Here is a 22,328-nt window from a genome sequence, read left to right as displayed (position 1 = left end):
CGCGTCGAAGGTGTGCCAGGCACGTCCAACGGCGCGAACCTTGAGCGCTTCGCGCTGGAATGTCAGGCCGTTTCGTTCGTTGTGCCGGACACGTGGCGCATCACGTCCATGAACGCCAGCGCGGCCGGCGTGGGGGTTTCGCCCAGGCGGGTCAACATGCCGTAGTCGGGCATGCGGTCGGGCAGTTCAATGGGGATTCGCGTCAGCAGCCCCCGGTTGAAATAGCGCTCGACCAGGGCTTTGGGCTGCAGCGACAGCATGTCGGTGGTCTGCATCATCTCCAGGGCAAACAGGAATGAGGGCGTCTCAACCGTGCCCGAGGTGAGCGTCAGTCCGTTGCGGCCGAAGATGTCATCGGACACCTTGCGCACAGCGGTGGAGGAGGGGTAGAGGATCCAGGGCCAGTGCGACAGCTCTGCCAGGTCCAGATCGGGGGCGCCGCGCAAGGGGTGGTGGGCACCCGCCACCACCTGCATGGGCTCACTGGACAGTCGCTCGTATTGAAACTGGGTGCGCTGGGTCTCATCGGTGAACCGCCCGATCATGAGGTCGATCTTGCGCTCGGCCAGCCAGACCACCAACTGGTCGCTGCTTTGTTCCAGCACCTTCAACACCAGCAACGGGCGCAAGCGCTGAATTTCCGCGACAGAGGCGATCAGCGCATGGGCGGCCGAGCCCGTGATGGCGCCGATCGAAAGGTGACCGTGCCCACCTTGTTTGAGTGCATTGAATTCATCCACGAACTTGCGGTGATCTGCCAATGCGCTGGCGGCGTAGCGCAGCGTGAAAAGGCCCAGCTCGTTGGGGCGCATTCCGCGCGGCAGGCGCTCGAACAGCCGGGCCTCCAGGATCCCTTCGATGTCCATCAGGATCTTGGTGGCCGCGGGTTGCGTGATGTGCATCTGCTCAGCCGTCAAGCGCAGGTTTCGGGCCTGACCCAGGATGTCCAGGAACTGCAGGTGCTTGAAACGCAGGCGCGCGCAGGCTTGTGCAAGGGACACGGGTTTACCCGAATAGGGATCGTGACTCATAAGCATTTGGAATGGATGCTAGCAAAAAAGTCAGTGGACCCGCGGTATCCGCAAACCTAATCTCACGCCTGCATCGGGAGCCCAGAGGCCCGATGGCGCATTCCAGCGCGACCCATCATTCTTATTTGGAGACATTCATGAAATTCAAAGCCATGGCCCTGGCGGCCACGATCCTGGTTGCCATGTCCACACCGGTTGCGGCCCAGATCAAAGAACACGCTTTCAAGGTGGGCATCGGCCTGAGCGATGACCATCCCCAGGCCCTGGCTGTCAAATATTTTGCCGAGCAACTCGCGGCCAAAAGCGGCGGAAAGATGACCGCCAAGCTGTTTGCCAGCGGCACGCTGGGCAACGACGTGAGCATGACCTCGGCGCTGCGCGGCGGTACCCTGGAGATGACGGTGCCGGACAGTTCCACGCTGGTGTCCCTCTCCAAGCCCTTCGGTGTCATCAACCTGCCCCTGACCTTCAACAACGAGCAAGAGGCCGATGCGGTGCTCGACGGCCCGGTGGGCCAGAAGATGCTCGCCAATCTGCCGGAGAAGGGTCTGATCGGTCTGGGCTTCTGGGAAAACGGCTTTCGCCATGTGACCAACTCGCGCCGCCCTATCTCCAAGGCCGAGGACCTGGCCGGCCTCAAGCTGCGCGTGATCCAGAACCCGCTGTTCCTCGACACGTTCGGCGCCCTGGGTGCCAACGCCACGCCGATGGCCTTCACCGAGCTGTACACGGCCATGGAGCAGGGAGCGGTGGACGGTCAGGAGAACCCCCCCGCCACCATTCTGGCCAGCAAGTTCTACGAGGTGCAGAAGCACCTGGTGCTGTCGCGCCACATGTACAGCGCCTGGGTCCTGCTGATGTCCAAGAAGACCTGGGATGGGCTGTCGGTGCAGGAGCAAAAAGTCGTGCAGGACGCCGCCCGTGAGGCCACGCTGTACGAACGCAAGACCATCCGCGCCTTTGGCGACAAGGCGCTGGGCGAGTTGAAGAAGGTGGGCATGCAGGTCACCGAGCTGCCCGCCGCCGAGCAAGCCAAGCTGCGCACCAAACTGCAGCCGGTGTTGGCCAAGTACGCCAAGGAGTTTGGCGAAGACACCACCAAGGAAATGATGGCCGAGCTGGCCAAGGCCCGCACCAAGTAACAGCCTGACGCCATGATCAAGACCCCACGCCGCCCCTTCCGCTCCCGCGAGTGGTTCGCCGACCCGCAGCGGTCGGACATGACCGCGCTCTACCTGGAGCGCTTCATGAACTACGGGCTCACGCCCGAGGAGCTGCGTTCGGGTCGCCCCATCATCGGCATTGCGCAGACCGGCAGCGATCTCTCGCCGTGCAACCGCATCCACCTGGACCTGGCCAAGCGGGTGCGCGACGGCATCCGCGACGCGGGGGGCATCCCGATGGAGTTTCCCGTCCACCCGATCTTCGAGAACTGCCGCCGCCCCACCGCCGCGCTGGACCGCAACCTCGCCTACCTGGGCTTGGTGGAAATTCTGTACGGCTACCCCATCGACGCCGTGGTGCTGACCACGGGCTGCGACAAGACCACCCCCGCGGGTGTGATGGCCGCGTCCACCGTGGACATTCCGGCCATCGTGCTGTCGGGCGGCCCCATGCTGGACGGTTGGCACGACGGCGAGCTGGTGGGATCGGGCACGGTGATCTGGCGCAGCCGCCGCCAGCTGGCGGCGGGCGAGATCGACGAAGAAGCGTTTCTGCAGCGCGCCTGCAGCAGTGCCCCGTCGGCCGGCCACTGCAACACCATGGGCACGGCCTCCACCATGAACGCCGTGGCCGAGGCGCTGGGCCTGTCGTTGCCCGGTTGTGCGGCCATCCCGGCACCGTATCGCGAACGCGGCCAGATGGCCTACGAGACCGGGCGGCGCATCGTGGACATGGCCTACGAAGATTTGCGCCCCTCGCGCATCTTGACGCGTGAGAGCTTCCTCAATGCGTTGTCGGTGGTGAGCTGTGCCGGTGGCTCCAGCAACGCGCAAGTGCACATCATGGCCATGGCCCGCCACGCAGGCGTCGAGCTGAAGGCCCGCGACTGGACTGAGCATGCCTACGACCTGCCACTGCTGCTCAACATGCAGCCGGCCGGCCAGTTCCTCGGCGAGCGCTTCTTCCGCGCCGGTGGTGTGCCGGCCCTGATGTGGGAGCTGCAGCAGGCGGGCAAGCTGCACGGCGATTGCCTCAGCGTCACCGGCCGCAGCATGGCCGAGAACCTGCAAGGCCGCGAAACCCGCGACCGCGAGGTCATCAAGGCCTTTGATGCGCCGTTGATGGAGAAGGCCGGCTTCCTGGTGTTGAGTGGCAACCTGTTCGATTTCGGCATCCTCAAGACCTCGGTGATCTCGGCGACCTTCCGCGAGCGCTACCTGAACCGTCCGGGGCAGCACGGCATCTTCGAGGCCCGTGCCGTGGTGTTTGAAGGCGGGGACGACTACCACCACCGGATCAACGACCCGGCGCTGAACATCGACGAGGGTTGCATCCTGGTGATGCGCGGCGCCGGTCCCATCGGCTGGCCGGGCTCGGCCGAGGTGGTCAACATGCAGCCCCCCGATGCGCTGATCCGCCGTGGCATCAGCACCTTGCCCACGCTGGGGGATGGCCGCCAGTCCGGCACCGCGGACAGTCCGTCCATTCTCAACGTGTCGCCCGAAAGTGCGGTGGGTGGTGGGCTGAGCTGGCTGTTGAGCGGCGACATCATTCGCGTCGATCTCAACGCGGGAACCTGCGATGCGCTGGTGGCGCCCGAAGAAATCGCACGCCGTCGCCGCGAGCTGCCCGTGCCACCCGTGCCGCCCAGCCATTCGCCCTGGGAGGCGCTGTACCGGGAAAAAACCGGCCAACTCGCCGATGGCGCCACGCTGGATTTCGCGCTGGATTTCCGCCGCATTTCCGAACAGACCCCGCGCCACAACCACTGAACCTGGCCTACGCGGCAGGCCCGCCTGCACCCAGGCGGCGCTGCGGCATGGCCGAAACAACCCATCAATCAAAGGACCTTTCATGAATCCCGTTGTCGCCGCCGCCTGGACCCCTGGCCAGCACCCCTCCCAGATCCTGCCCGATGACGGCGTCGAGGGCACCCTGGTGGGGCGCGTCTGGCTCGGAGGCGCGCAGCCTGGCCCCGCCGTGGTGGTCCTGCGCCCCGATGGCGTGTTCGACCTGAGCACGCACTTCCCGACCATGAGCGCGTTGCTCGACACCGCGCAACCCGCCGACGCTGTGCGACAGATCGCCGGCCAGCGCCTGTGCGGCGTCGATGAGTTGCTGTCCAACAGCCTGCCCGGTCGCCGCGACGCATCGCTGCCCTGGTTGCTGGCGCCCTGTGACCTGCAGGTGGTGAAAGCCGCCGGCGTGACCTTTGCCGCCAGCCTGGTGGAGCGCGTGATCGAAGAGCAGGCCCGTGGCGATGCCAGCCGCGCCCAGCGTCTGCGCCAGCAGGTGACCGAGCTGATCGGCGCGCGCCTGACCGACATCCAGCCGGGCTCGCCGCAGGCCATGGCGTTGAAGGCGCTGTTGCAGGAAAAAGGCCTGTGGTCGCAATACCTGGAGGTGGGCATCGGCCCGGATGCCGAGGTCTTCACCAAGGCGCCGGTGCTGGCATCGGTGGGCTGCGGTGACGACATCGGCATCCGCGCGGATTCGGCCTGGAACAACCCCGAGCCCGAGGTGGTGCTGGCGGTGAACAGCCGCGGCGACATCGTCGGCGCCACGCTGGGCAACGACGTCAACCTGCGCGACATCGAAGGCCGCAGCGCACTGCTGCTGGGCAAAGCCAAGGATAACAACGCTTCCTGTGCCATCGGCCCCTTCATCCGGCTGTTCGACGAAGGCTTTGGTCTGGACCAGGTGCGTGGTGAGACCGTGCACCTGCGCGTGCTCGGTGCCGACGGCTTCGAGCTGCGCGGGATCAACACCATGGCCAGCATCAGCCGCGACCCGGCCGACCTGGTGGCCCAGACGCTGACCGCCCACCAGTACCCGGACGGTTTCATGCTGTTCCTGGGCACGCTGTTCGCCCCCATCGAGGACCGTGACCAGCCCGGTGGCGGCTTCACACACAAGCTGGGCGACGTGGTCACCATCCACAGCGCCTGGCTGGGGGCGCTTCACAACCGCGTGACCCACAGCGAAACGGCGCCGCCCTGGCGCTTCGGCCTGCGCGCCTTCATGGCCAACCTGGCGGCGCGCGGCCTTCTGAACGAAAAAACACGCTGATTCAACCCATCGACGGCGCAGACCTCGAGACGGAGACCCCCATGATCAACCACCTGATCGACCGGTATTGCCGGGTCGTCGAAACACTCATCGCGCTGGCCCTGGCTGTGATGGTGCTGCTCGTTTTTGGCAATGTTGTCCTGCGCTACGTCTTCAACTCGGGGATCGCCATCAGCGAGGAAATGTCGCGCTGGCTGTTTGTGTGGGTCACCTTCATGGGCGCCGTCGTGGCCGTCAAGGAAAAGGCCCACCTCGGCACCGATTTCCTGCTCGTCAGGTTGCCACCCTTTGTGCAGCGCACCTGCCTGGTCATCAGCTACCTGCTGATGCTGTACTGCACCTGGTTGTTGTTCAGTGGCGCGTTGACCCAGACCCTGATCAACGCGGACGTGGAAGCGCCAGTCTCTGGTTTCTCCATGGCCATCTTCTACGCCTCGGGCGTGTTTTTCGCCGTCTCTTCGGGGCTGATGCTGTTGCGTCAGCTCTGGCTGGTGCTGTCGGGCCAGGTGCGTGACGAGGACCTGGTCCACATCCAGGAGTCAGAAGAGTTGACCCAGATCGACGGGCTGCATCTCGATCGCAGCGACACGTACAAGTGACTCGACTTCACGGAGACAACACACCATGACCGTTTTCATCTTTCTGGGCTCGCTGCTGGCCGTCATGGCCATCGGCGTGCCCATTGCCTATGCGCTGCTGGTGTCGGGTGTTGCCCTGATGTGGCACCTGGACCTGTTTGATGCCCAGATCCTGGCGCAGAACGTGATCAACGGTGCCGACTCGTTCCCGCTCCTGGCCGTTCCGTTCTTCATGCTGGCCGGCGAAATCATGAACGTGGGTGGGCTGTCCAGCCGCATCGTCAAGCTCGCGCTCACCCTGGTGGGCCACAAGCGCGGCGGCCTGGGCTTTGTCGCGATCCTGGCGGCCTGCTTGCTGGCCGCGCTGTCGGGCTCGGCCGTGGCCGACACCGCCGCTCTGGCCGCATTGCTGCTCCCCATGATGGTCAAAGCCGGCCACGACAAGGCCCGTGCCGGTGGCCTGATCGCGTCCGCCGGCATCATTGCCCCTGTGATCCCGCCCTCGATCGGTTTCGTGGTGTTTGGCGTGGCCGGCAACGTGTCGATCAGCAAGCTGTTCCTGGCGGGCATCGTGCCGGGCCTGATGATGGGGCTGGCCATTGCCCTGGCCTGGTACGTTGTTTCGCAAACCGAGAACGTCACCCCGCCGCCCAAGGCCACCTCGGCCGAGCGCCTGCAAGCGTTCAAGGAATCGACCTGGGCGCTGTTCCTGCCGGTGATCGTGCTGGTGGGGCTGAAGATGGGCGTGTTCACGCCCACCGAAGCCGCGGTGGTTGCCGCGGTGTATGCGTCGTTGGTGGCCACGCTGGTTTACCGGGAACTGCATTGGCACCAGCTGCGCGAGGTGTTCGTCAGTGCGGCCAAGACCACCGCCGTGATCATGTTCCTCGTGGCGGCGGCCATGGTCAGTGCCTGGCTGATCACGGTGGCCGATATTCCGAAGCAGCTGATTGCACTGCTGGCGCCGCTGCTGGACAGCCCGACGTTGCTGATGATGGCCATCATGGTGCTGGTGATCGCGGTGGGCACGGCCATGGACATGACGCCCACCATCCTGATCCTGACCCCCGTGCTGATGCCGGTGGTCAAGGCCGCCGGCATCGATCCGGTGTACTTCGGTGTGCTGTTCATCATGAACAACGCCATCGGCCTGATCACACCCCCTGTGGGCACGGTGCTCAACGTGGTGGCTGGTGTGGGCAAGATGCGCATGGACGAAGTCACCCGTGGCGTCATCCCCTTCATGACCGCGCAGTTCATCGTGATGTTCCTGATGGTGCTGTTCCCGTCCCTGGTGCTGGTGCCGATGCGTTGGTTCATCAACTGAGCAGCCACTTCGGACCGTGAATTTGGTGACGCAGATGTCGCGACAAGGTCGATCCAGGCCGCACATTTGATGCGCAACGATGGGTTCTTGAAGCAAGACCGAGTCGGCCTGTCTTGGGTGGCCGGCATGCAGGTGGGCGGGGTCACCGCCAGCGACCAGCCATCTGCTGGCCGGCCATCGTGGCGAAGAAGGCCGCTGTTGGAGCCTTGTACCTGTTGAGTCCATCGCCTCACCAGGTGCCACAACGTGCCGCCGCCGACGATGGGCTGGGTGATGGGCAGAAAGCAGAAACGGGCCGCGAGGGCCCGTTTTTCTGGATGTCCTGGCGGAGACGGTGAGATTCGAACTCACGGACCCTTGCGGGTCGGCGGTTTTCAAGACCGCTGGATTAAACCACTCTCCCACGTCTCCGGGGTGGCAGGCATTGTAGCCGCCAGGGCGCTGGTCAAGGGGTGACCGGGCCCGGTTGCAGCATGCCGCGCTGTTCGATGAAACGCACGACCTCGTCGACACCGGCCAGGGTCTTGAGGTTGGTCATCACCCAGGGGCGGCGAGCGGTGTCTGGTCGCATGCGCGCGGTGTCTGCTTTCATGACCTCCAGGTCGGCGCCCACGTGCGGGGCCAGGTCGGTCTTGTTGATGACGAACAGGTCGCTCTTGGTGATGCCGGGGCCGCCCTTGCGCGGGATCTTCTCGCCCGCGGCGACGTCGATCACGTAGATCGTCAGGTCCGAGAGTTCGGGGCTGAAGGTGGCGGCCAGGTTGTCGCCGCCCGATTCGACGAACACGATGTCGGCGTTGGGGAAGTCGCCCAGCATGCGGTCGATGGCTTCGAGGTTGATCGAGCAGTCTTCGCGGATCGCGGTGTGCGGGCAGCCACCGGTCTCCACGCCCATGATGCGTTCGGCCGGCAGCGCGCCGCTGACGGTGAGCAGGCGCTGGTCTTCCTTGGTGTAGATGTCGTTGGTGATGGCGACCAGGTCGTACCGCTCGCGCATGGTCTTGCACAGCATTTCGAGCAGGGTGGTCTTGCCGGAGCCGACGGGGCCGCCGATGCCCACGCGCAGCGGGGGCAGGGTTTTGGTGCGGTTCGGGATGTGGTGCAGGGCGCTCATGGGGCGGGTCTTCAGGAACGGAACAGACGGGAATACTGGGTTTCGTGGCGGGCGCTGAGGATGGCGAGCCCGGGCGTGAAGGCCTGGCGCTCACCGTCTTCGAGCGCCAGGGCATGGTCCGCCGCGGCGGGGATCTCGCGTGCCAGGCGCGCGAGCATGCGTTGCCCGGCGCTCTGGCCCAACGGCACCGACTTGATGGCCGCCTGCACCATGTTCTCGGCCCAGCCGAAGGCGAAACCGAGCAGGCTGTCGCGGGTGCTGGCGCCGCTGCGGGCCGCGGCGCAGGCCATGGCCACCGGGTAGCAGGGCGGGTTCAGGCCGGCGGCCAGCAACTGTTCGAACACGCCCTCGCCGAGCTCACCCAGCGAGCGCGCCCACTCCAGCATCGAGCGGCCCATCTGTTCGGTCTGCAGGCGAAACTCGTGCGTCTCGCGCGTGCTCAGCACCCAGGCGTTGAGCTGGCGGATGCGGGGTTGGTCGCCCGCCTGCCAGGCGGGAATGGCCTGCGCCACCACGGCCAGGTCGCAGCGCGCGAGGCCCAGGTGCAGCTGGTCGACCAGCCAGCCCGCGGCGCTGGCTTCGTCGGTCACGAGCCCGGCATCAACGGCCGCCTCCAGCCCTTCGGAATACGAGAAACCACCCACCGGAAGCGTGGGCGAGGCCAGCCACAGGAGGTGCAGCAGGCCGCCGGCCGCCCGCGTGGGCGGCTCAGCCGTGGTCATGGCCGTGGTGGTCGTGCGGGTGGTGACCGTGGCCCGCGTGGCCATGGCCATGACCCTGGTGGGCATGTCCACCCGCCGGTGCGCTGCCGTGCGCCGCGTAGGCACCGCCCTCGGGCTCGAAGGCTTCGCGCACCTCGGCCACCGTCAGGTGCATGGCGCGCAGCATGTCGGCCAGCACGTGGTCGGGCTCGATCTTGAGGTGATCGGGTTTCAGCTCGATGGGCACGTGCCGGTTGCCCAGGTGGTAGGCGGCACGCATGAGGTCAAACGCGCTGTCGTGCGCATGGCCGTGGCTGTGATCGGTGCAGGCGGTGACCTTGAGCACCACCTGGGGGGCGGCCACCACCCGCAGCAGTGAGCCGTCTTGCGTGATCAGCACGTCGCCGCCGCGCACCACCGTGCCGCGCGGCAGGAACACGCCCACGCTGCGGCCATCGGACGCGGTCGCGTCGAAGCGGCTTTTCTGGCGCACATCCCAGTCCAGTTCCAGGTGCGCGGCGCGGCGCACCAGCACCGGCGCGAGCCCCTGGCCTTGGGGAATGAGCTTGGACACTTGAAGCATGAAAATATGAGCGATAAAGTTTTAAAACAAGAAGTATCGCTGAGCCATGGGCAACTTGCTGGCGGGCTCGCAGGTCAGCAGCACGCCGTCTGCACGCACGGTGTAGCGCTGCGGGTCGATCTCCATCTTGGGCAGGTAGCTGTTGTGCACCATGCTGGCTTTGGTGACACTGCGGCAGCCCTGCACCGCCACGGTGGCTTTTTGCAGGCCGTAGCGCTCGCCCACGCCGGCGCGCAGGCCGGCCTGCGAGACGAAGGTGAGACTGCCCTTGGCCAGCGCGCTGCCGAAGGCGCCGAACTGCGGCCGGTAGTGCACCGGCTGCGGGGTCGGGATGGAGGCGTTCGGGTCGCCCATGGCGGCCAGCGCGATGCTGCCGCCCTTCAAGACCAGGGCGGGTTTGACGCCGAAGAAGGCGGGCTTCCAGACCACCAGGTCGGCCCACTTGCCGACTTCGAGTGAACCGACGATGTGCGAGATGCCGTGTGCGATGGCCGGGTTGATCGTGTATTTGGCGATGTAGCGCTTGGCGCGGAAGTTGTCGTTGCGCGAACTGTCTTCGGGCAGCGAGCCGCGCTGGCTCTTCATCTTGTCGGCCGTCTGCCAGGTGCGGATCACCACCTCGCCGACGCGACCCATGGCCTGGCTGTCGCTGCTCATGATGCTGATGGCGCCTATGTCGTGCAGGATGTCTTCGGCGGCGATGGTCTCGCGGCGGATGCGGCTCTCGGCAAAGGCCAGGTCTTCGGGGATGCCGGCGTCCAGGTGGTGGCAGACCATCAGCATGTCGACGTGTTCGTCGAGCGTGTTGACGGTGTAGGGCATGGTCGGGTTGGTGGACGAGGGCAGGAAGTTGGCCTCGCCGACCACGCGGATGATGTCGGGCGCGTGGCCGCCGCCGGCGCCCTCGGTGTGGAAGGCGCAGAGCGTGCGGCCCTTGGTGGCCGCAATCGTGTCTTCCACAAAGCCCGATTCGTTGAGCGTATCGCTGTGGATCGCCACCTGGGTGTCGGTTTCCTCGGCCACGTCCAGGCAGTTGCTGATGGCGCTGGGCGTGGTGCCCCAGTCTTCGTGCAGCTTGAGGCCGATCACGCCGGCGTGAATCTGCTCGCGCAGCGGCGCGGGCTGGCTGGCGTTGCCCTTGCCCAGGAAACCCAGGTTCATGGCAAAGCCGTCGGCCGCCTGCAGCATGCGCTCGATGTGCCAGGGGCCGGGCGTGCAGGTGGTGGCGAAGGTGCCGGTGGCCGGGCCGGTGCCGCCGCCGAGCATGGTGGTGATGCCCGAGGTGAGCGCCTCGTCGACCTGCTGCGGGCAGATGAAGTGGATGTGGCTGTCGATGCCGCCGGCCGTGACGATGTGGCCTTCGCAGCTGATGACCTCGGTGCCCGGGCCGATGACGATGTCCACGCCGGGCATGGTGTCGGGGTTGCCCGACTTGCCGATGGCGACGATGTGCCCGCCCTTCAAGCCGATGTCGGCCTTGACGATGCCCCAGTGGTCGATGATGAGCGCGTTGGTCAGCACCGTGTCCACCGCGCCTTCTGCGCGCGTGCGTTGCGACTGCGCCATGCCGTCGCGGATGGTCTTGCCGCCGCCGAACTTGGCTTCTTCGCCGTAACCGCCCGCGGCCAGGGTGAAGTCTTTTTCCACCTCCACGATCAGGCCGGTGTCGGCCAGTCGCACACGGTCGCCGACGGTGGGGCCGAACATGTCGGCATAGGCGCGTTTGGGGATGCTGGCCATGGTATTTTTTCTGGCTGGGTTGTTCGCTGGAATGAGATCGGCGCGTGACAGTGGAGCGGCCACGGTAACGACCGTACACAGTCCTTTCGTTTGTCGGCTTGCTTCCGAGGGCCTTTGGTGCCTATAGTCTTCGGAATCGGTTGGTGCATGAATCGTGCCAAGGCTCACAACCCACCGGACCAGTCCAACCCTTTTTTCCTTTCCGAGTGTCTATGAGGTTGTCTGCTGTTTCTCCTCTCGTTGTCATGGCCGTTGCGCTACCGTTTCTTCTGGCCGCATGCGGCGGAGGTGGTGACGGGGACAGTAGCGCCGATGGCGGAAATGGAGGCGGCAGTGATGCGACCACCGGCACTCCGATCAATGCCGGCGCACCGGGCGGCCGGGTGACGGTACCGGCGGCGGGCCGGGCGGTGGACACCAGCCAGTCCGACCAGGTCGTTGGCACAGGCACCGTGGCCAGCTGCACAGGGGAGGCGGTGGTGCAGGCGGTGGCCCAGGGGGGCAAGATCCGGTTCAGCTGCGGGCCAGACCCGGTCACCATCACCCTGCCGCAAACAGCCAAGGTGTTCAACAACCGACCGGACGTGACACTGGATGGAGGCGGGCTGGTGACGCTCAGCGGCGGCGGCCGGGTGCGGATTCTCTATCAGAACACCTGCGATCCCGAGCAGGTCTGGACAAGTTCGCAGTGCAATAACCAGGAAACGCCCCGGTTGACGGTGCAGAACATCGGCTTCACCCAGGGCAACTCCATCGGCCAGCTCACCGATGGGGGCGGTGGCGGTGCCATCTTTGTGCGGGGCGGGCAGTTCAAGATCGTCAACAGCCAGTTCACCCGCAACCGGTGCGAGACCACCGGACCGGACATCGGCGGTGGCGCTGTGCGGGTGCTGAGCATCTACCAGAACCGGCCGGTCTATGTGGTGGGCAGCACCTTCGGCGGCGCAGCGGGTCAGGGCAACCGCTGTTCCAACGGCGGTGCGCTCAGCGGCATCGGTGTGTCCTACAGCGTCTACAACAGCGTGCTGTCGCACAACGCCGCGCTCGGCAATGGCGCCAATCCGGCGCAGGCGGGCACACCCGGTGGTGGCAGTGGTGGGGCCATTTACAACGACGGCAACTTCTTCACCCTGTCGGTCTATGGCAGCACGGTCAGCGACAACACGGCGGTCGAGGGCGGCAGCGCCGTGTTCTTCGTCAGCAACGACCGCAGCGGGCGCATGAACCTCAGCGACTCGGTGTTCGCGCGCAACCCGGCCACGAATTTCGGCACCGCCGGTCTGCCGGGTTTCTTCGTGCTGGCCGCGCCGGGCCAGCCGGTGGTGACCCGCACCACCTTCTCGCACTGAGGCACCGGCAGCAAGGGCTGGCTGGCGCTCAGGTCAGCGGGCCCTGCACCAGGCCGCGAAAGCCGACCACGATGCGGTCGCCGGCGAAGTCCACCAGCTCCACGGTGCGTTGTTGTCCGGGTTCGAAGCGCACGGCGGTGCCCGCCGCGATGTTCAGGCGCATGCCTTTCGCGGCATCGCGGTCGAAGCCGAGCGCGGCGTTGGTTTCGGCAAAGTGGTAGTGCGAGCCCACCTGCACCGGCCGGTTGGCCGTGTTCTGCACCACCAGCGTCAGCGTGCGGCGGCCGGGGTTGAGGGGGTGTTCCCCTGCGTCCACAAAATATTCACCGGGGATCATGGCGACTCCCTCACTTCTTCGACAGCCAGACCGCCAGCGCGATCAGGCCGGCGACCGCCACAAAACCCAGCGCGTCGGTGGGGTGCCAGTGGCTGCCGAACAGGCCGTGTCCATCATGGGCGAAGGCGGGCAGAGACGCAAAGGCAGCGGACAGGGTGAGCAGCGATTTCATGTCAGGGCTCCAAAAAAAGAAGGCGGTCGGCGCGAAGTGTCTGAGTCCGGGGATGCGGTGGAACCGGCTCCGCCGGGCCACTCGCATCGCCCCCTGGGGGGTGACGCGCGCAGCGCGGCGCGGGGGTTAAACAATGGGATCGTGCACCGTCACCAGCTTGGTCCCGTCCGGGAACGTGGCCTCCACCTGGATGTCCGGGATCATCTCGGCAATGCCCTCCATCACATCGGCGCGGGTGAGCACATTGCGGCCTTCGCTCATGAGCTGCGCCACGGTCTTGCCGTCTCGGGCGCCCTCCATCACGGCGGCCGAAATCAGGGCCACCGCTTCGGGGTAGTTGAGCTTCAGGCCACGCGCCATGCGCCGCTCGGCCAGCAGGGCGGCGGTGAAGATCAGCAGCTTGTCTTTCTCACGCGGAGTCAGTTCCATTTTTTCGCTTCGCTCAATTGGCGCGCGCGGCCGCACTTGCAGGCCGAACACGCGGGGTCAGTTCCACGCTGGGCTCGGGTTTCGATTCGTGAGACTGTCGAGCAAATTCCGTGCCCTTGCTGTCAGAGTCGGGCCAGCAGCTCGGCCTTCTTGGTGCTGTATTCGGCGTCGGTGAGCATGCCTTTGGCGTGCAGGCCCGCCAGGCGTTCGATGGCGGCGAAGGTGTCGGTGGCACCGGCTTCGGGTACCGGGTGGTACGCCATGCCGCTGGGCTGCGGCGCAGGTGGCTGCACCGCCATGCCATCGCGCGAAACCACCGGCAGGCTGGCCACGTCGATCAGACCGTACTGGCTGGAAAAACCCAGCGTACCGCCCGCGGATTGCTGCTGCGAAAAGCCGCCGATCTGGTGGTCCAGCGTGTCATAGACCGTGACCGATCCGTGGACCTCGATCGCCAGGCGCCGCGCCTGCGCAAAGTACGCGTAGCGCACGTTGTTCTGCGCGCCCGTGCTGTTGGGCCAGCGCAGGTCGGCCGGCCACCAGTCGCCACTGGTGCCGGGCGCGGGCGGCACGAACAGGCTGTTGGCGCCGAAGCCGCTGTCGCCCTGGCTTTGCATGCCACCACCCGAGTGGTTGGCCTGGATCTGGTGGTGGCCGCTGCCGCCCTGGCTTTGGCTTTGAAAGCTGCCGCTGCGCAGCAGGTCGGGCTGGTTGGCGATCAGGTTGGACAGCTCGCTGCAGAGGTTGTCGACCCGGCCCTTCAGGTGGTTGTTGAACATGTCCGAGACCATGGTCATGCCGCCGCGCATCCACTGGCCCGAGCCGCTGAATTCGGGGTGGTTGAACTGCGCCATGCTGCCGTTGCCGTTGATCACGGATTCGAGCATGGAGAGCGTGGCGTCGAAGCTGAAGCCGTGGCGCTGGGCGATGTCGTTGAGGGTCTGCTGACCCTGGGGGGAGAGTTGTCGCATGCTGAGGGTGTCTGGTGTGTGGTCTCGCAGTTTCGCAGAACCCCACTGGAAAATCAGCCTTGGCACGAATGCTGCGCAAAGCCTAGGGTGAACCTTGAACCCCACACCGCAATCGATCCACCGCCGGGCCGCCCCAAGGTGGATCAGCCCCCTTGGGGGGCAGCGACCCGCGCAGCGGCGGAGCATGGGGGCCATGACCCGGCTCCCCAACGCATCATCAAGGTGCGCCGCGACTACAACAGCTGGGTCGGCAGCGAGACCATGGAAGACTACGCGCTGCGTTACACGCCGCAGCGCTTTCGCAAGTGGTCCGAGTGGCGCGTGGCGAACACGGCGTTCGGCGCGGCCTCGTTCCTGATCCTGGAGGCCGTGGGCGCCACGCTGCTGGTGCAGTACGGCTTCGTCAACGCCGCGCTCGCCATCCTGGTCACGGGGCTGATCATCTTCCTGGCGGGCCTGCCCATCAGCATCTACGCCGCGCGCTACGGCGTGGACATGGACCTGCTCACGCGTGGCGCGGGCTTCGGCTACATCGGCTCCACCATCACCTCGCTGATTTACGCCTCGTTCACCTTCATCTTCTTCGCGCTCGAAGCGGCGGTCATGGCCTACGCGCTGGAGCTGGCGCTGGACATCCCGCCGGCCTGGGGCTACCTGATCTGCGCGCTGGTGGTGATCCCGCTCGTGACCTACGGCGTGTCGGTCATCAGCCGCTTCCAGGTCTGGACCCAGCCGCTCTGGCTGGTGATGATGCTGGTGCCGTTCGTGGCGGTGTGGACGCTCGATCCCGGTGCGTTCTCCAACGTGGTGCATTACGGGGGCGAATCTGGTGCGGGTGTGGCGTTCGATTGGCACCTGTTTGGTGCTGCTCTCACGGTCGGCATCGCGCTCATCACGCAGATGGGCGAGCAGGCCGACTACCTGCGCTTCATGCCGGCGCCCGAAAAAGGCCGGGCCTGGCGCTGGTGGGCCGGCGTGCTGGCCGGCGGGCCGGGTTGGGTGATCCTCGGCGTGCTCAAGATGCTGGGTGGCGCGCTGCTCGCCTACCTCGCCATCAGCCACATGGTGCCGCCCGACCGCGCGGTGGACCCGAACCAGATGTACCTCGCGGCCTACGAGTACGTGTTCCCGAACTACGGCTGGGCGGTGGTGGCCACGGCGCTGTTCGTGGTGGTGTCGCAGCTCAAGATCAACGTCACCAACGCCTACGCCGGTTCGCTGGCCTGGAGCAACTTCTTCTCGCGCCTCACGCACAGCCACCCGGGCCGCGTGGTCTGGGTGGTGTTCAACACGCTGATCGCCTTCATGCTGATGGAGATGAACGTGTTCCGCGCGCTGGGCGAGGTGCTGGGGCTCTACAGCAACCTCGCCATCGCCTGGATCATGGCCGTGGTGGCCGACCTCGTGATCAACAAACCCCTGGGCTGGAGCCCGCCGGGCATCGAGTTCAAGCGCGCCCACCTCTACGACATCAACCCCGTGGGCGTGGGCGCCATGGGCCTGGCTTCGGCGCTCTCGATCGCGGCGCACATGGGGTTGATGGGCGACACGGCGCAGGCGTTTTCGGCGGTGATCGCGATGGTGACGGCGCTGGTGGCATCGCCGCTGATCGCGTGGGCGACGCAGGGGCGGTATTACATTGCTCGCACCTCGCAATCCTGCGACAAAGGTTCTTGCGATGGTTGTGCGGGAAGCGGGGTAGCCCTCCCAGAAACACCGCGGAACGGGCTTCGCCCGGCCGCTGGTGTTGCCCCCCTTCAGGGGGGTGACGCCGCAGGCGGCGCGGGGGGTGCACTCCTCCGCTGCGTGATTTGTGAGCGTGAATACGAAGCGCCCGACATGGCGCACTGCCCGGCTTACCAGGGCCACATCTGCTCGCTGTGTTGCACGCTGGACGCGCGCTGTGGCGACCTGTGCAAGCCGCACGCGCGCCTGTCAGAGCAGTGGCAGGGCGCTTTGCGCACCGTGATGCCGCAGCGCATGTGGCCTTACCTCGAAGCGGGCCTCGCGCACTACCTGCTGCTCATGCTGGTGGTGGCGCCGGTGCTCGCGGCCGTGCTGGGGCTGCTGTACCGGCAGCAGGTGCAGGGCCTGGGGCAGCGTCTCGAAGCGGTGGCCGACGCCAGCCTGCTCGACGCCGCGCTGCGCTCGGGCTTCCTGCGGGTCTACGCCGTGCTGCTGCTGATCGCCGCCACCGTGGCCTGGTGGCTGGTGCTGGCGCACAAGAGCCGCGAGGTGGCGCAGGAAGAGTCGAACCGGCAGACGCGCCTGCTCATGCAGGAGATCGAATCGCACCGCCTCACCGACGAGGCCCTGCAGCAGGCGCGCCTGGCCGCCGAGCAGGCCAACCACGCCAAGACGCGCTACATCAGCACCATCAGCCACGAGCTGCGCACACCGCTCAACAGCATCCTGGGCTACGCGCAGCTCTTGCAGGAAGACACCGGCATGGCGCCCCACCGCGCGCAGGCCATCCGCGTGATCAACCGCGGCGGCGAACACCTGCTCTCGCTGATCGAGGGCACGCTGGACATCGCGCGCATCGAGTCCGGCAAGCTCGCGCTCGACGTGAAGCCCATGGCCTTCGCCGACGCCATGCGCGAGGTGGCCAGCATGTTCGAGCTGCAGGCCGCGGCCAAGGGCCTGCACTTCGCGTTCGAGACCGGCAACCGCCTGCCCGACGCCGTGCGCGCCGACGACAAGCGGCTGCGCCAGATCCTCATCAACCTGCTGGGCAACGCGGTGAAGTTCACGCGCGAAGGCGGGGTGCGGCTGCGCGTGACGCACGCGCGCGAGATGGCGCTGTTCGAGGTGCACGACACCGGCCCGGGCATGGGCGCGCCCGAGCTGGACCGCGTGTTCGAGCCGTTCGCGCGCGGCCAGGCCGAGGCCGCCGTGGCCTCGGGTGGCACCGGCCTGGGCCTGACCATCGCCAAGATGCTGACCGACCTCATGGGCGGCGAGATGACGGTGCGCAGCACGCCGGGCGAGGGCACGGTGTTCAGCGTGCGCCTGTTCCTGCCCGAGCTGCACGGCGCCGTGGTGCGGCGCGACGTGGCGGCACCCGCGATCACGGCCTACGAGGGGCCGCGCCACCGCGTGCTGGTGGTGGACAACGAAGAGAGCGACCGCGAGCTGATCGCGCGCTGGCTGCAGCCGCTGGGCTTCGAGGTGCTGCTGGCCACCAGCGGCCACGACGCGCTGGCCATGCTCGACGCACTGGACCCGGCGGGCGAGGGTGCGCCCCACGCCGTCTTCATGGACCTCGCCATGCCCGGCATCGACGGCTGGGAAACCCTGCGCCGCCTGCGCGCGCGCGGCTGGGGCGGCGTGCCGCTGGCCATCGTCTCGGCCAATGCGTTTGACAAGGGCCTGCAGATCGAAGGCGAAGGCGATCAAGGCCACCGCCCGCAGGACTTCTTCGTCAAACCCGTGCGTCGCGACGACCTGCTGGCCTGGCTGGGCCAGCGCCTGGGCCTGCAATGGACCCGGGGCGACACCGCCACGCCGGCCCCCGCCCACACCCCCCAGGCCCCCGCCGCCAGCAGCGAGGCCGAACTCGCGCCGCTGCTGGAGCTGGTGCGCCTGGGTTACTACAAGGGCATCGTGAACTGGCTCGACGACTGGGTGCGCCAGCGCCCCGAGCAGGCCGACTTTGCTCAGGGCCTGCGCACGCTCGCGCGCGAGTTCCGGTTCGAAGCCATCGAGCAGCGCTTGCTGGCGCACGGCGCCGCGCCTTCGGTGCCCGGTTCGCCATGAGCTGGAACGCCCGCTGTTGAACACATGAACCCCGCATGAACCGCCTTTCCCTGCCCGAGCCCCCCCGCGAGCACCTGAGCGACGCGCTGGTGGTGCTGATCGTGGACGACGTGCCCGACAACGTCGCCCCGCTGCACGACGCGCTCGACGAAGCCGGCTACACCGTGCTGGTCGCGCTCGACGGCGAGGCCGCCATCCGCCGCGCCACGCAGGCCCTGCCCGATGTGATCCTGCTCGACGCGGTCATGCCCGGCATCGACGGCTTCGAGGTCGCGCGCCGCCTCAAGGCCGACCCGGCCACCGCGCAGATCCCCATCATCTTCATGACCGGCCTGACCGAGACCGAGCACCTGGTGGCCGCGCTCGACGCGGGCGGCGCGGACTACGTGACCAAGCCCATCAAGCCGCGCGAGGTGATCGCGCGCATGGGTGTGCACCTGCGCTCGGCGCGCCACGCGCGCCAGGGCGCGGTGGAGCGCCGGCAGGCGCGTTACGCGCTCGACGCCTTCGGCTACGCCACCATCACCGTGCGCGAGCGCGACGGCCGCCTGATGTGGCAGACCCCGCTGGCGCGCGACCTGCTGCAGCGCTACTGCGGCACGGTGGCGCCCGACACGCCAGCCGAAGTTCTGCAATGGCTGCGCCGCCACCTGAGCGACGCCCAGGCCCAGCGTGAACCGCCCAGGCTCACGCTGGAACAGGGCCCGCGCCGCCTCACCTTCCGCCTGCACCAGCGCGTGGGCGACCAGGACGGCGCCGAGACGGTGGAAGCGCCGGGCGAAGGCGGCGACTGGCTGATCGTGATGCAGGAAACCTCGGACGCCGCCGTGCTCGAAGCCCTGGCGCAGTCCTTCGGCCTGACCGCGCGCGAGGCCGAGGTCTTGTACTGGGTGGTCAAGGGCAAGATCAACCGCGACATCGGCGACATCCTCGGCTCCAGCCCCGCGACAGTGAAGAAGCACCTCGAGCGCATCCACGCCAAGCTGGGGGTGGAGACGCGCACGGCGGCGGCGGCGATGGCGATCAACCGGGTGCCGTTGTTGCAGCCGAGGGGTGGTTAGGCGACACGCAGTGTGTCCCTCATTGGGCGCGGTTCCAGGGCAACAGGGCCCTAACAGTCGCCCAGGCGCCGAGCCCGCGTGACGCTCGACATCGGCGGCTGGCTGCCGCCGGAAGCCGACTCTTCCAAGACGTAGGCGTCCTCGCCAGAGACTTCGAGCGTTTTCATGTAACGCCGGTCCATGGCCAGGGCGTCGATCTTGCAAGTCGAGGCCTGGGTGTAGCGGTTGCCGCTGCGACGGGTGTCTTCGTAGGTGCAGCCGACTTTGGTCATGGACTGCTGCCAGAACGACATGGTCGAAACCGGATCGGTGCAGTTCTGGGTGGTGACGTCCTTGTTCGCGCCGTTGATCACGAAACTGCGGCGAAATTCCCACAAGCCCCGGCGCAACTTCGGAGCGACGCTGGAGGCCGATGAACCGGCCACCCTGCCCGGCAGAACGCTTGCTTTGGCGCCCTGGTTCGGCTCGGGAGGCTGGTCGCTGTAGGTGACCTTGCCGTCAGGGCCGATCACCTTGTGAACCTGAGCCAGTACTGCAGCCGGCCAGGCGATGGAGACACAAGTCGCTGCAATGGTGGTTGCACGAAGGAAGCTGGAGAATGTCATGTTTCACGCAGGTCCCACCTGGAAGCGTTGCGAGTGACACGTTCGCCCAGGGTGACCGCAGTAGCCTTTGATGGGCCATATTGTTGCTCACCCGAGGTCAGCTGCCCTGGCTGAAGCGATCGGTGCCGAATCGGAACACTGTTCGCGCTGAGAAGGGCCGATCGATCGACACGCGGTTGAGCGGAAACGCCGGGCAGTTCATGGCGTTGGGGTATTGCTGCGGCTCCAGGCAAATGCCGGCGCGCGGGCGGTGCACAACGCCCTGTTTGCCGATGTCGGGCACCGCGCCCGTGCCCAGCGGGTCGGCGGTGTAGACCTGCAGCACCGGCTCGGTGGTCCAGACCTGCAGCGTGCGGCCGCTGGCCTCGCTGCTCAATGTGGCGCACCACCGCTCGCCGCCGGTGCCGCCGGCGGTCAGCCGGTAGGCGTGGTCGATCACCAGCGGGGGCTCGCCGGGCGCCGCGCCACCCAGCCGGCGCGGTGAGCGCAGGTCCAGCGGGTGACCGCCGAGCGGCGCGAGGGCACCCGTGGCCACGTTGTCGGCGTCGGTCACCAGGCACTCGCCCGCGTCCACCTGCAGGCGGTGGCCGTCGATGGGGCGGTGGCCCGGGCCGTCGAGGTTGAAGAAGATGTGCGGCGTGAAGCTGGCCGGCGACGGCGGGCTGGCGTTGCAGACCGCCACCGCTTCGTGCTCCACCACCAGCGCGTGGTCGTCGGTGAGGCGGTAGGTGAGTGTCAGGTCCAGGATGCCCGGGTGGCCATCGTTCGACGGCTCGAAGCGCAGCCGCAGCGTGAGCTGGTCGGGCGCGTCCTGGTGGGCCGAGAACACGCGGTGGCGCGAACCGTTCGGTCCACCGTGGAGGGTGTGCGGGCCGGCGTTGGCGTCCAGCGGGTAGGTGGTGCCGTCCAGCGTGTAGCGCGCCTGCGCGATGCGCCCGGCGTAGCGCCCGATGAACGCGCCCATGGAAGGCGCGCCCGCCTGCAGCGCGGCCAGGCTGTCATGGCCCAGCGCCACATCGCCCAGCACGCCGTCACGGTCGGGCACGAGGATCTGCAGCACCTTGGCGCCCAGGTTGCAGACGGCGACCTCCATGCCGTTTGCATGGCGCAGGCGAAAGAGCGCGACGGGCTCGCCGCCGATCTCACCAAAGAAGCGCTGTGGGTCCAGGCGCAGATCCATCGCAGATGGCTCAGACCCGGCCACCGACTTCAGCGCGCTCGCGCGTCCATGCCCGCGCCTGCTCGCTCAGCGACAGCCCCAGGCCGGGGCGCGTCGGCACCCGCATGCGGCCGTTGGCGATTTCGATGCGCTCGTTGAACAGCGGCTCCAGCCACTCGAAGTGTTCGACCCAGGGCTCGGTCGGGTAGGCCGCGGCCAGGTGCACGTGCAGCTCCATCGCGAAGTGTGGCGCCAGCATCAGCCCCGCGTGATGCGCCAGCCCGGCCACCTTGAGAAAGGGTGTGATGCCGCCCACGCGCGGGCCGTCGGGCATCAGGTAGTCGGCCGCGCGGTGGCGGATCAGGTCCCAGTGCTCGCCCGCGCTGGTCAGCATCTCGCCGGTGGCGATCGGGGTGTCAAACTGCAGCGCCAGCGCCGCGTGGCCTTCGTGGTCGTAGGCGTCCAGCGGTTCCTCGATCCACACCAGGTTGAAGCCTTCGAGCGCGCGGCACATGCGCTGCGCGGTCGGCCGGTCCCACTGCTGGTTGGCGTCCACCATCAGCGGTACGGCGTCGCCCAGGTGTTCGCGCACCGCCTGCACGCGCTGCATGTCGATGCGGCCGTCGGGTTGGCCCACCTTGAGCTTGATGCCGCCGATGCCGCGCGCCACCGAGGCGGCGGCGTTCACCTTGAGCTGGTCGATCGGTGTGTGCAGGAAGCCGCCCGAGGTGTTGTAGCAGCGCACCGACTCGCGGTGCGCGCCCAGCAGCTTGGCCAGCGACAGGTTGGCGCGCCGCGCCTTCAGGTCCCACAGCGCCACGTCGAAGGCGCCGATGGCCTGTGTCGACAGGCCACTGCGCCCCGCCGACGCACCGGCCCAGCACAGCTTGTCCCACAGGCGCGCGATGTCGTTCGGGTCTTCGCCGACCAGGGCGGGCGCGATCTCCTGCGCGTGCGCGAACTGGCCCGGCCCGCCGGCGCGTTTGCTGTAGCTCAGGCCCAGGCCCTCGTGGCCCTGCTCGGTCTGCAGTTCGACGAACAGCATCGCGATTTCGGTCATGGGCTTCTGGCGCCCGGTCAGCACCTTGGCGTCGCTGATCGGGGTGGCCAGGGGCAGGTAACAGGACGAGATACGCATCCAGGCGATGCGGTCGGCGGGCGTGCTCATGTGGGGCAGCG

General features: G+C 67.2%; 20 protein-coding genes and 1 tRNA gene. 8 read left to right on the top strand and 13 right to left on the bottom strand.

Going from position 1 to position 22,328, the window contains the following annotated elements; genetic code table 11:
• Window positions 1-62: 62 nt before the first annotated feature.
• Window positions 63-1,037 carry a LysR family transcriptional regulator gene (locus IV088_RS08605; RefSeq protein WP_291100519.1) on the bottom strand — a complete coding sequence of 325 codons (975 nt, stop codon included), beginning with the start codon at window positions 1,035-1,037 and terminating at the stop codon, window positions 63-65.
• A 131-nt stretch (window positions 1,038-1,168) separates the two neighbouring features.
• Here IV088_RS08605 and IV088_RS08600 point away from each other — a divergent pair, with 131 nt between their 5' ends.
• From IV088_RS08600 to IV088_RS08580, 5 genes are all read left to right on the top strand, one after another.
• Window positions 1,169-2,173, top strand: a complete 1,005-nt coding sequence (locus tag IV088_RS08600; protein ID WP_291100516.1) for a TRAP transporter substrate-binding protein — start codon at window positions 1,169-1,171, stop codon at window positions 2,171-2,173.
• 12 nt (window positions 2,174-2,185) lie between these two features.
• Window positions 2,186-3,967: an IlvD/Edd family dehydratase gene (locus IV088_RS08595; RefSeq protein ID WP_291100513.1), complete on the top strand. Its 1,782-nt coding sequence runs from the start codon at window positions 2,186-2,188 to the stop codon at window positions 3,965-3,967.
• Window positions 3,968-4,049: 82 nt separating this feature from the next.
• The gene (locus IV088_RS08590) at window positions 4,050-5,264 is read left to right on the top strand and encodes a fumarylacetoacetate hydrolase family protein (RefSeq protein ID WP_291100510.1); all 1,215 of its coding nucleotides are present in this window, start codon (window positions 4,050-4,052) and stop codon (window positions 5,262-5,264) included.
• A 41-nt stretch (window positions 5,265-5,305) separates the two neighbouring features.
• A complete protein-coding gene (locus IV088_RS08585; RefSeq protein ID WP_291100508.1) occupies window positions 5,306-5,863 on the top strand; it encodes a TRAP transporter small permease in 558 nt (185 codons plus the stop codon).
• Between the two features lie 25 nt (window positions 5,864-5,888).
• Complete coding sequence (locus IV088_RS08580) at window positions 5,889-7,169, top strand: TRAP transporter large permease subunit (protein ID WP_291100505.1); 1,281 nt, start codon at window positions 5,889-5,891, stop codon at window positions 7,167-7,169.
• Between the two features lie 323 nt (window positions 7,170-7,492).
• Here the strand turns inward: IV088_RS08580 and IV088_RS08575 are convergent.
• The 5 genes from IV088_RS08575 to ureC form a co-directional block, all read right to left on the bottom strand.
• Window positions 7,493-7,580, bottom strand: a tRNA-Ser gene (locus tag IV088_RS08575).
• Between the two features lie 34 nt (window positions 7,581-7,614).
• Window positions 7,615-8,283 carry an urease accessory protein UreG gene (gene ureG, locus IV088_RS08570; protein WP_291100502.1) on the bottom strand — a complete coding sequence of 223 codons (669 nt, stop codon included), beginning with the start codon at window positions 8,281-8,283 and terminating at the stop codon, window positions 7,615-7,617.
• An 11-nt stretch (window positions 8,284-8,294) separates the two neighbouring features.
• Window positions 8,295-9,005, bottom strand: coding sequence for an urease accessory protein UreF (locus IV088_RS08565; RefSeq protein WP_291100857.1), 711 nt, complete (start codon window positions 9,003-9,005; stop codon window positions 8,295-8,297).
• A complete protein-coding gene (gene ureE / locus IV088_RS08560) occupies window positions 8,992-9,567 on the bottom strand; it encodes an urease accessory protein UreE (RefSeq protein WP_291100501.1) in 576 nt (191 codons plus the stop codon). Before ureE ends, IV088_RS08565 begins: the two co-directional genes overlap by 14 nt.
• A 21-nt stretch (window positions 9,568-9,588) precedes the next feature.
• Window positions 9,589-11,307 carry an urease subunit alpha gene (gene ureC / locus IV088_RS08555; RefSeq protein ID WP_291100498.1) on the bottom strand — a complete coding sequence of 573 codons (1,719 nt, stop codon included), beginning with the start codon at window positions 11,305-11,307 and terminating at the stop codon, window positions 9,589-9,591.
• Between the two features lie 410 nt (window positions 11,308-11,717).
• On the opposite strand from ureC, the gene IV088_RS08550 reads away from it, so the two are divergent.
• A complete protein-coding gene (locus tag IV088_RS08550) occupies window positions 11,718-12,656 on the top strand; it encodes a hypothetical protein (protein WP_291100497.1) in 939 nt (312 codons plus the stop codon).
• 28 nt (window positions 12,657-12,684) lie between these two features.
• Here IV088_RS08550 and IV088_RS08545 read toward each other — a convergent pair whose 3' ends face one another.
• The 4 genes from IV088_RS08545 to IV088_RS08530 all read right to left on the bottom strand — a co-directional run bounded on the left by IV088_RS08545 (window position 12,685) and on the right by IV088_RS08530 (window position 14,565).
• Window positions 12,685-12,993 carry an urease subunit beta gene (locus IV088_RS08545; RefSeq protein ID WP_291100494.1) on the bottom strand — a complete coding sequence of 103 codons (309 nt, stop codon included), beginning with the start codon at window positions 12,991-12,993 and terminating at the stop codon, window positions 12,685-12,687.
• Window positions 12,994-13,003: 10 nt separating this feature from the next.
• Window positions 13,004-13,165, bottom strand: coding sequence for a hypothetical protein (locus tag IV088_RS08540; protein ID WP_291100492.1), 162 nt, complete (start codon window positions 13,163-13,165; stop codon window positions 13,004-13,006).
• Between the two features lie 126 nt (window positions 13,166-13,291).
• Window positions 13,292-13,594 (bottom strand): urease subunit gamma, encoded by a 303-nt coding sequence (locus IV088_RS08535; RefSeq protein WP_291100489.1) that lies wholly within the window; start codon window positions 13,592-13,594, stop codon window positions 13,292-13,294.
• A 122-nt stretch (window positions 13,595-13,716) separates the two neighbouring features.
• On the bottom strand, window positions 13,717-14,565 hold the full coding sequence (locus tag IV088_RS08530; RefSeq protein WP_291100487.1) for an SHOCT domain-containing protein: 849 nt from the start codon (window positions 14,563-14,565) through the stop codon (window positions 13,717-13,719).
• A 261-nt stretch (window positions 14,566-14,826) separates the two neighbouring features.
• On the opposite strand from IV088_RS08530, the gene IV088_RS08525 reads away from it, so the two are divergent.
• Window positions 14,827-18,324 carry an ATP-binding protein gene (locus IV088_RS08525; protein ID WP_291100854.1) on the top strand — a complete coding sequence of 1,166 codons (3,498 nt, stop codon included), beginning with the start codon at window positions 14,827-14,829 and terminating at the stop codon, window positions 18,322-18,324.
• 35 nt (window positions 18,325-18,359) lie between these two features.
• The gene (locus IV088_RS08520; RefSeq protein WP_291100484.1) at window positions 18,360-19,385 is read left to right on the top strand and encodes a response regulator transcription factor; all 1,026 of its coding nucleotides are present in this window, start codon (window positions 18,360-18,362) and stop codon (window positions 19,383-19,385) included.
• Between the two features lie 50 nt (window positions 19,386-19,435).
• Here IV088_RS08520 and IV088_RS08515 read toward each other — a convergent pair whose 3' ends face one another.
• From IV088_RS08515 to IV088_RS08505, 3 genes are all read right to left on the bottom strand, one after another.
• Window positions 19,436-19,990 carry a DUF3617 family protein gene (locus IV088_RS08515; RefSeq protein ID WP_291100480.1) on the bottom strand — a complete coding sequence of 185 codons (555 nt, stop codon included), beginning with the start codon at window positions 19,988-19,990 and terminating at the stop codon, window positions 19,436-19,438.
• A gap of 97 nt (window positions 19,991-20,087) precedes the next feature.
• Window positions 20,088-21,170, bottom strand: coding sequence for an aldose epimerase family protein (locus IV088_RS08510; RefSeq protein WP_291100478.1), 1,083 nt, complete (start codon window positions 21,168-21,170; stop codon window positions 20,088-20,090).
• Between the two features lie 10 nt (window positions 21,171-21,180).
• Complete coding sequence (locus IV088_RS08505) at window positions 21,181-22,317, bottom strand: mandelate racemase/muconate lactonizing enzyme family protein (RefSeq protein ID WP_291100476.1); 1,137 nt, start codon at window positions 22,315-22,317, stop codon at window positions 21,181-21,183.
• Between the last annotated feature and the right edge of the window lie 11 nt (window positions 22,318-22,328).

Source organism: Hydrogenophaga sp., from assembly GCF_018780075.1.
In the GTDB taxonomy this organism is placed as follows: Bacteria; Pseudomonadota; Gammaproteobacteria; order Burkholderiales; family Burkholderiaceae_C; genus Hydrogenophaga.
The sequence above is the reverse complement of the archived record's forward strand: the minus strand, read 5'-3'. Positions and strand labels throughout refer to the sequence as shown.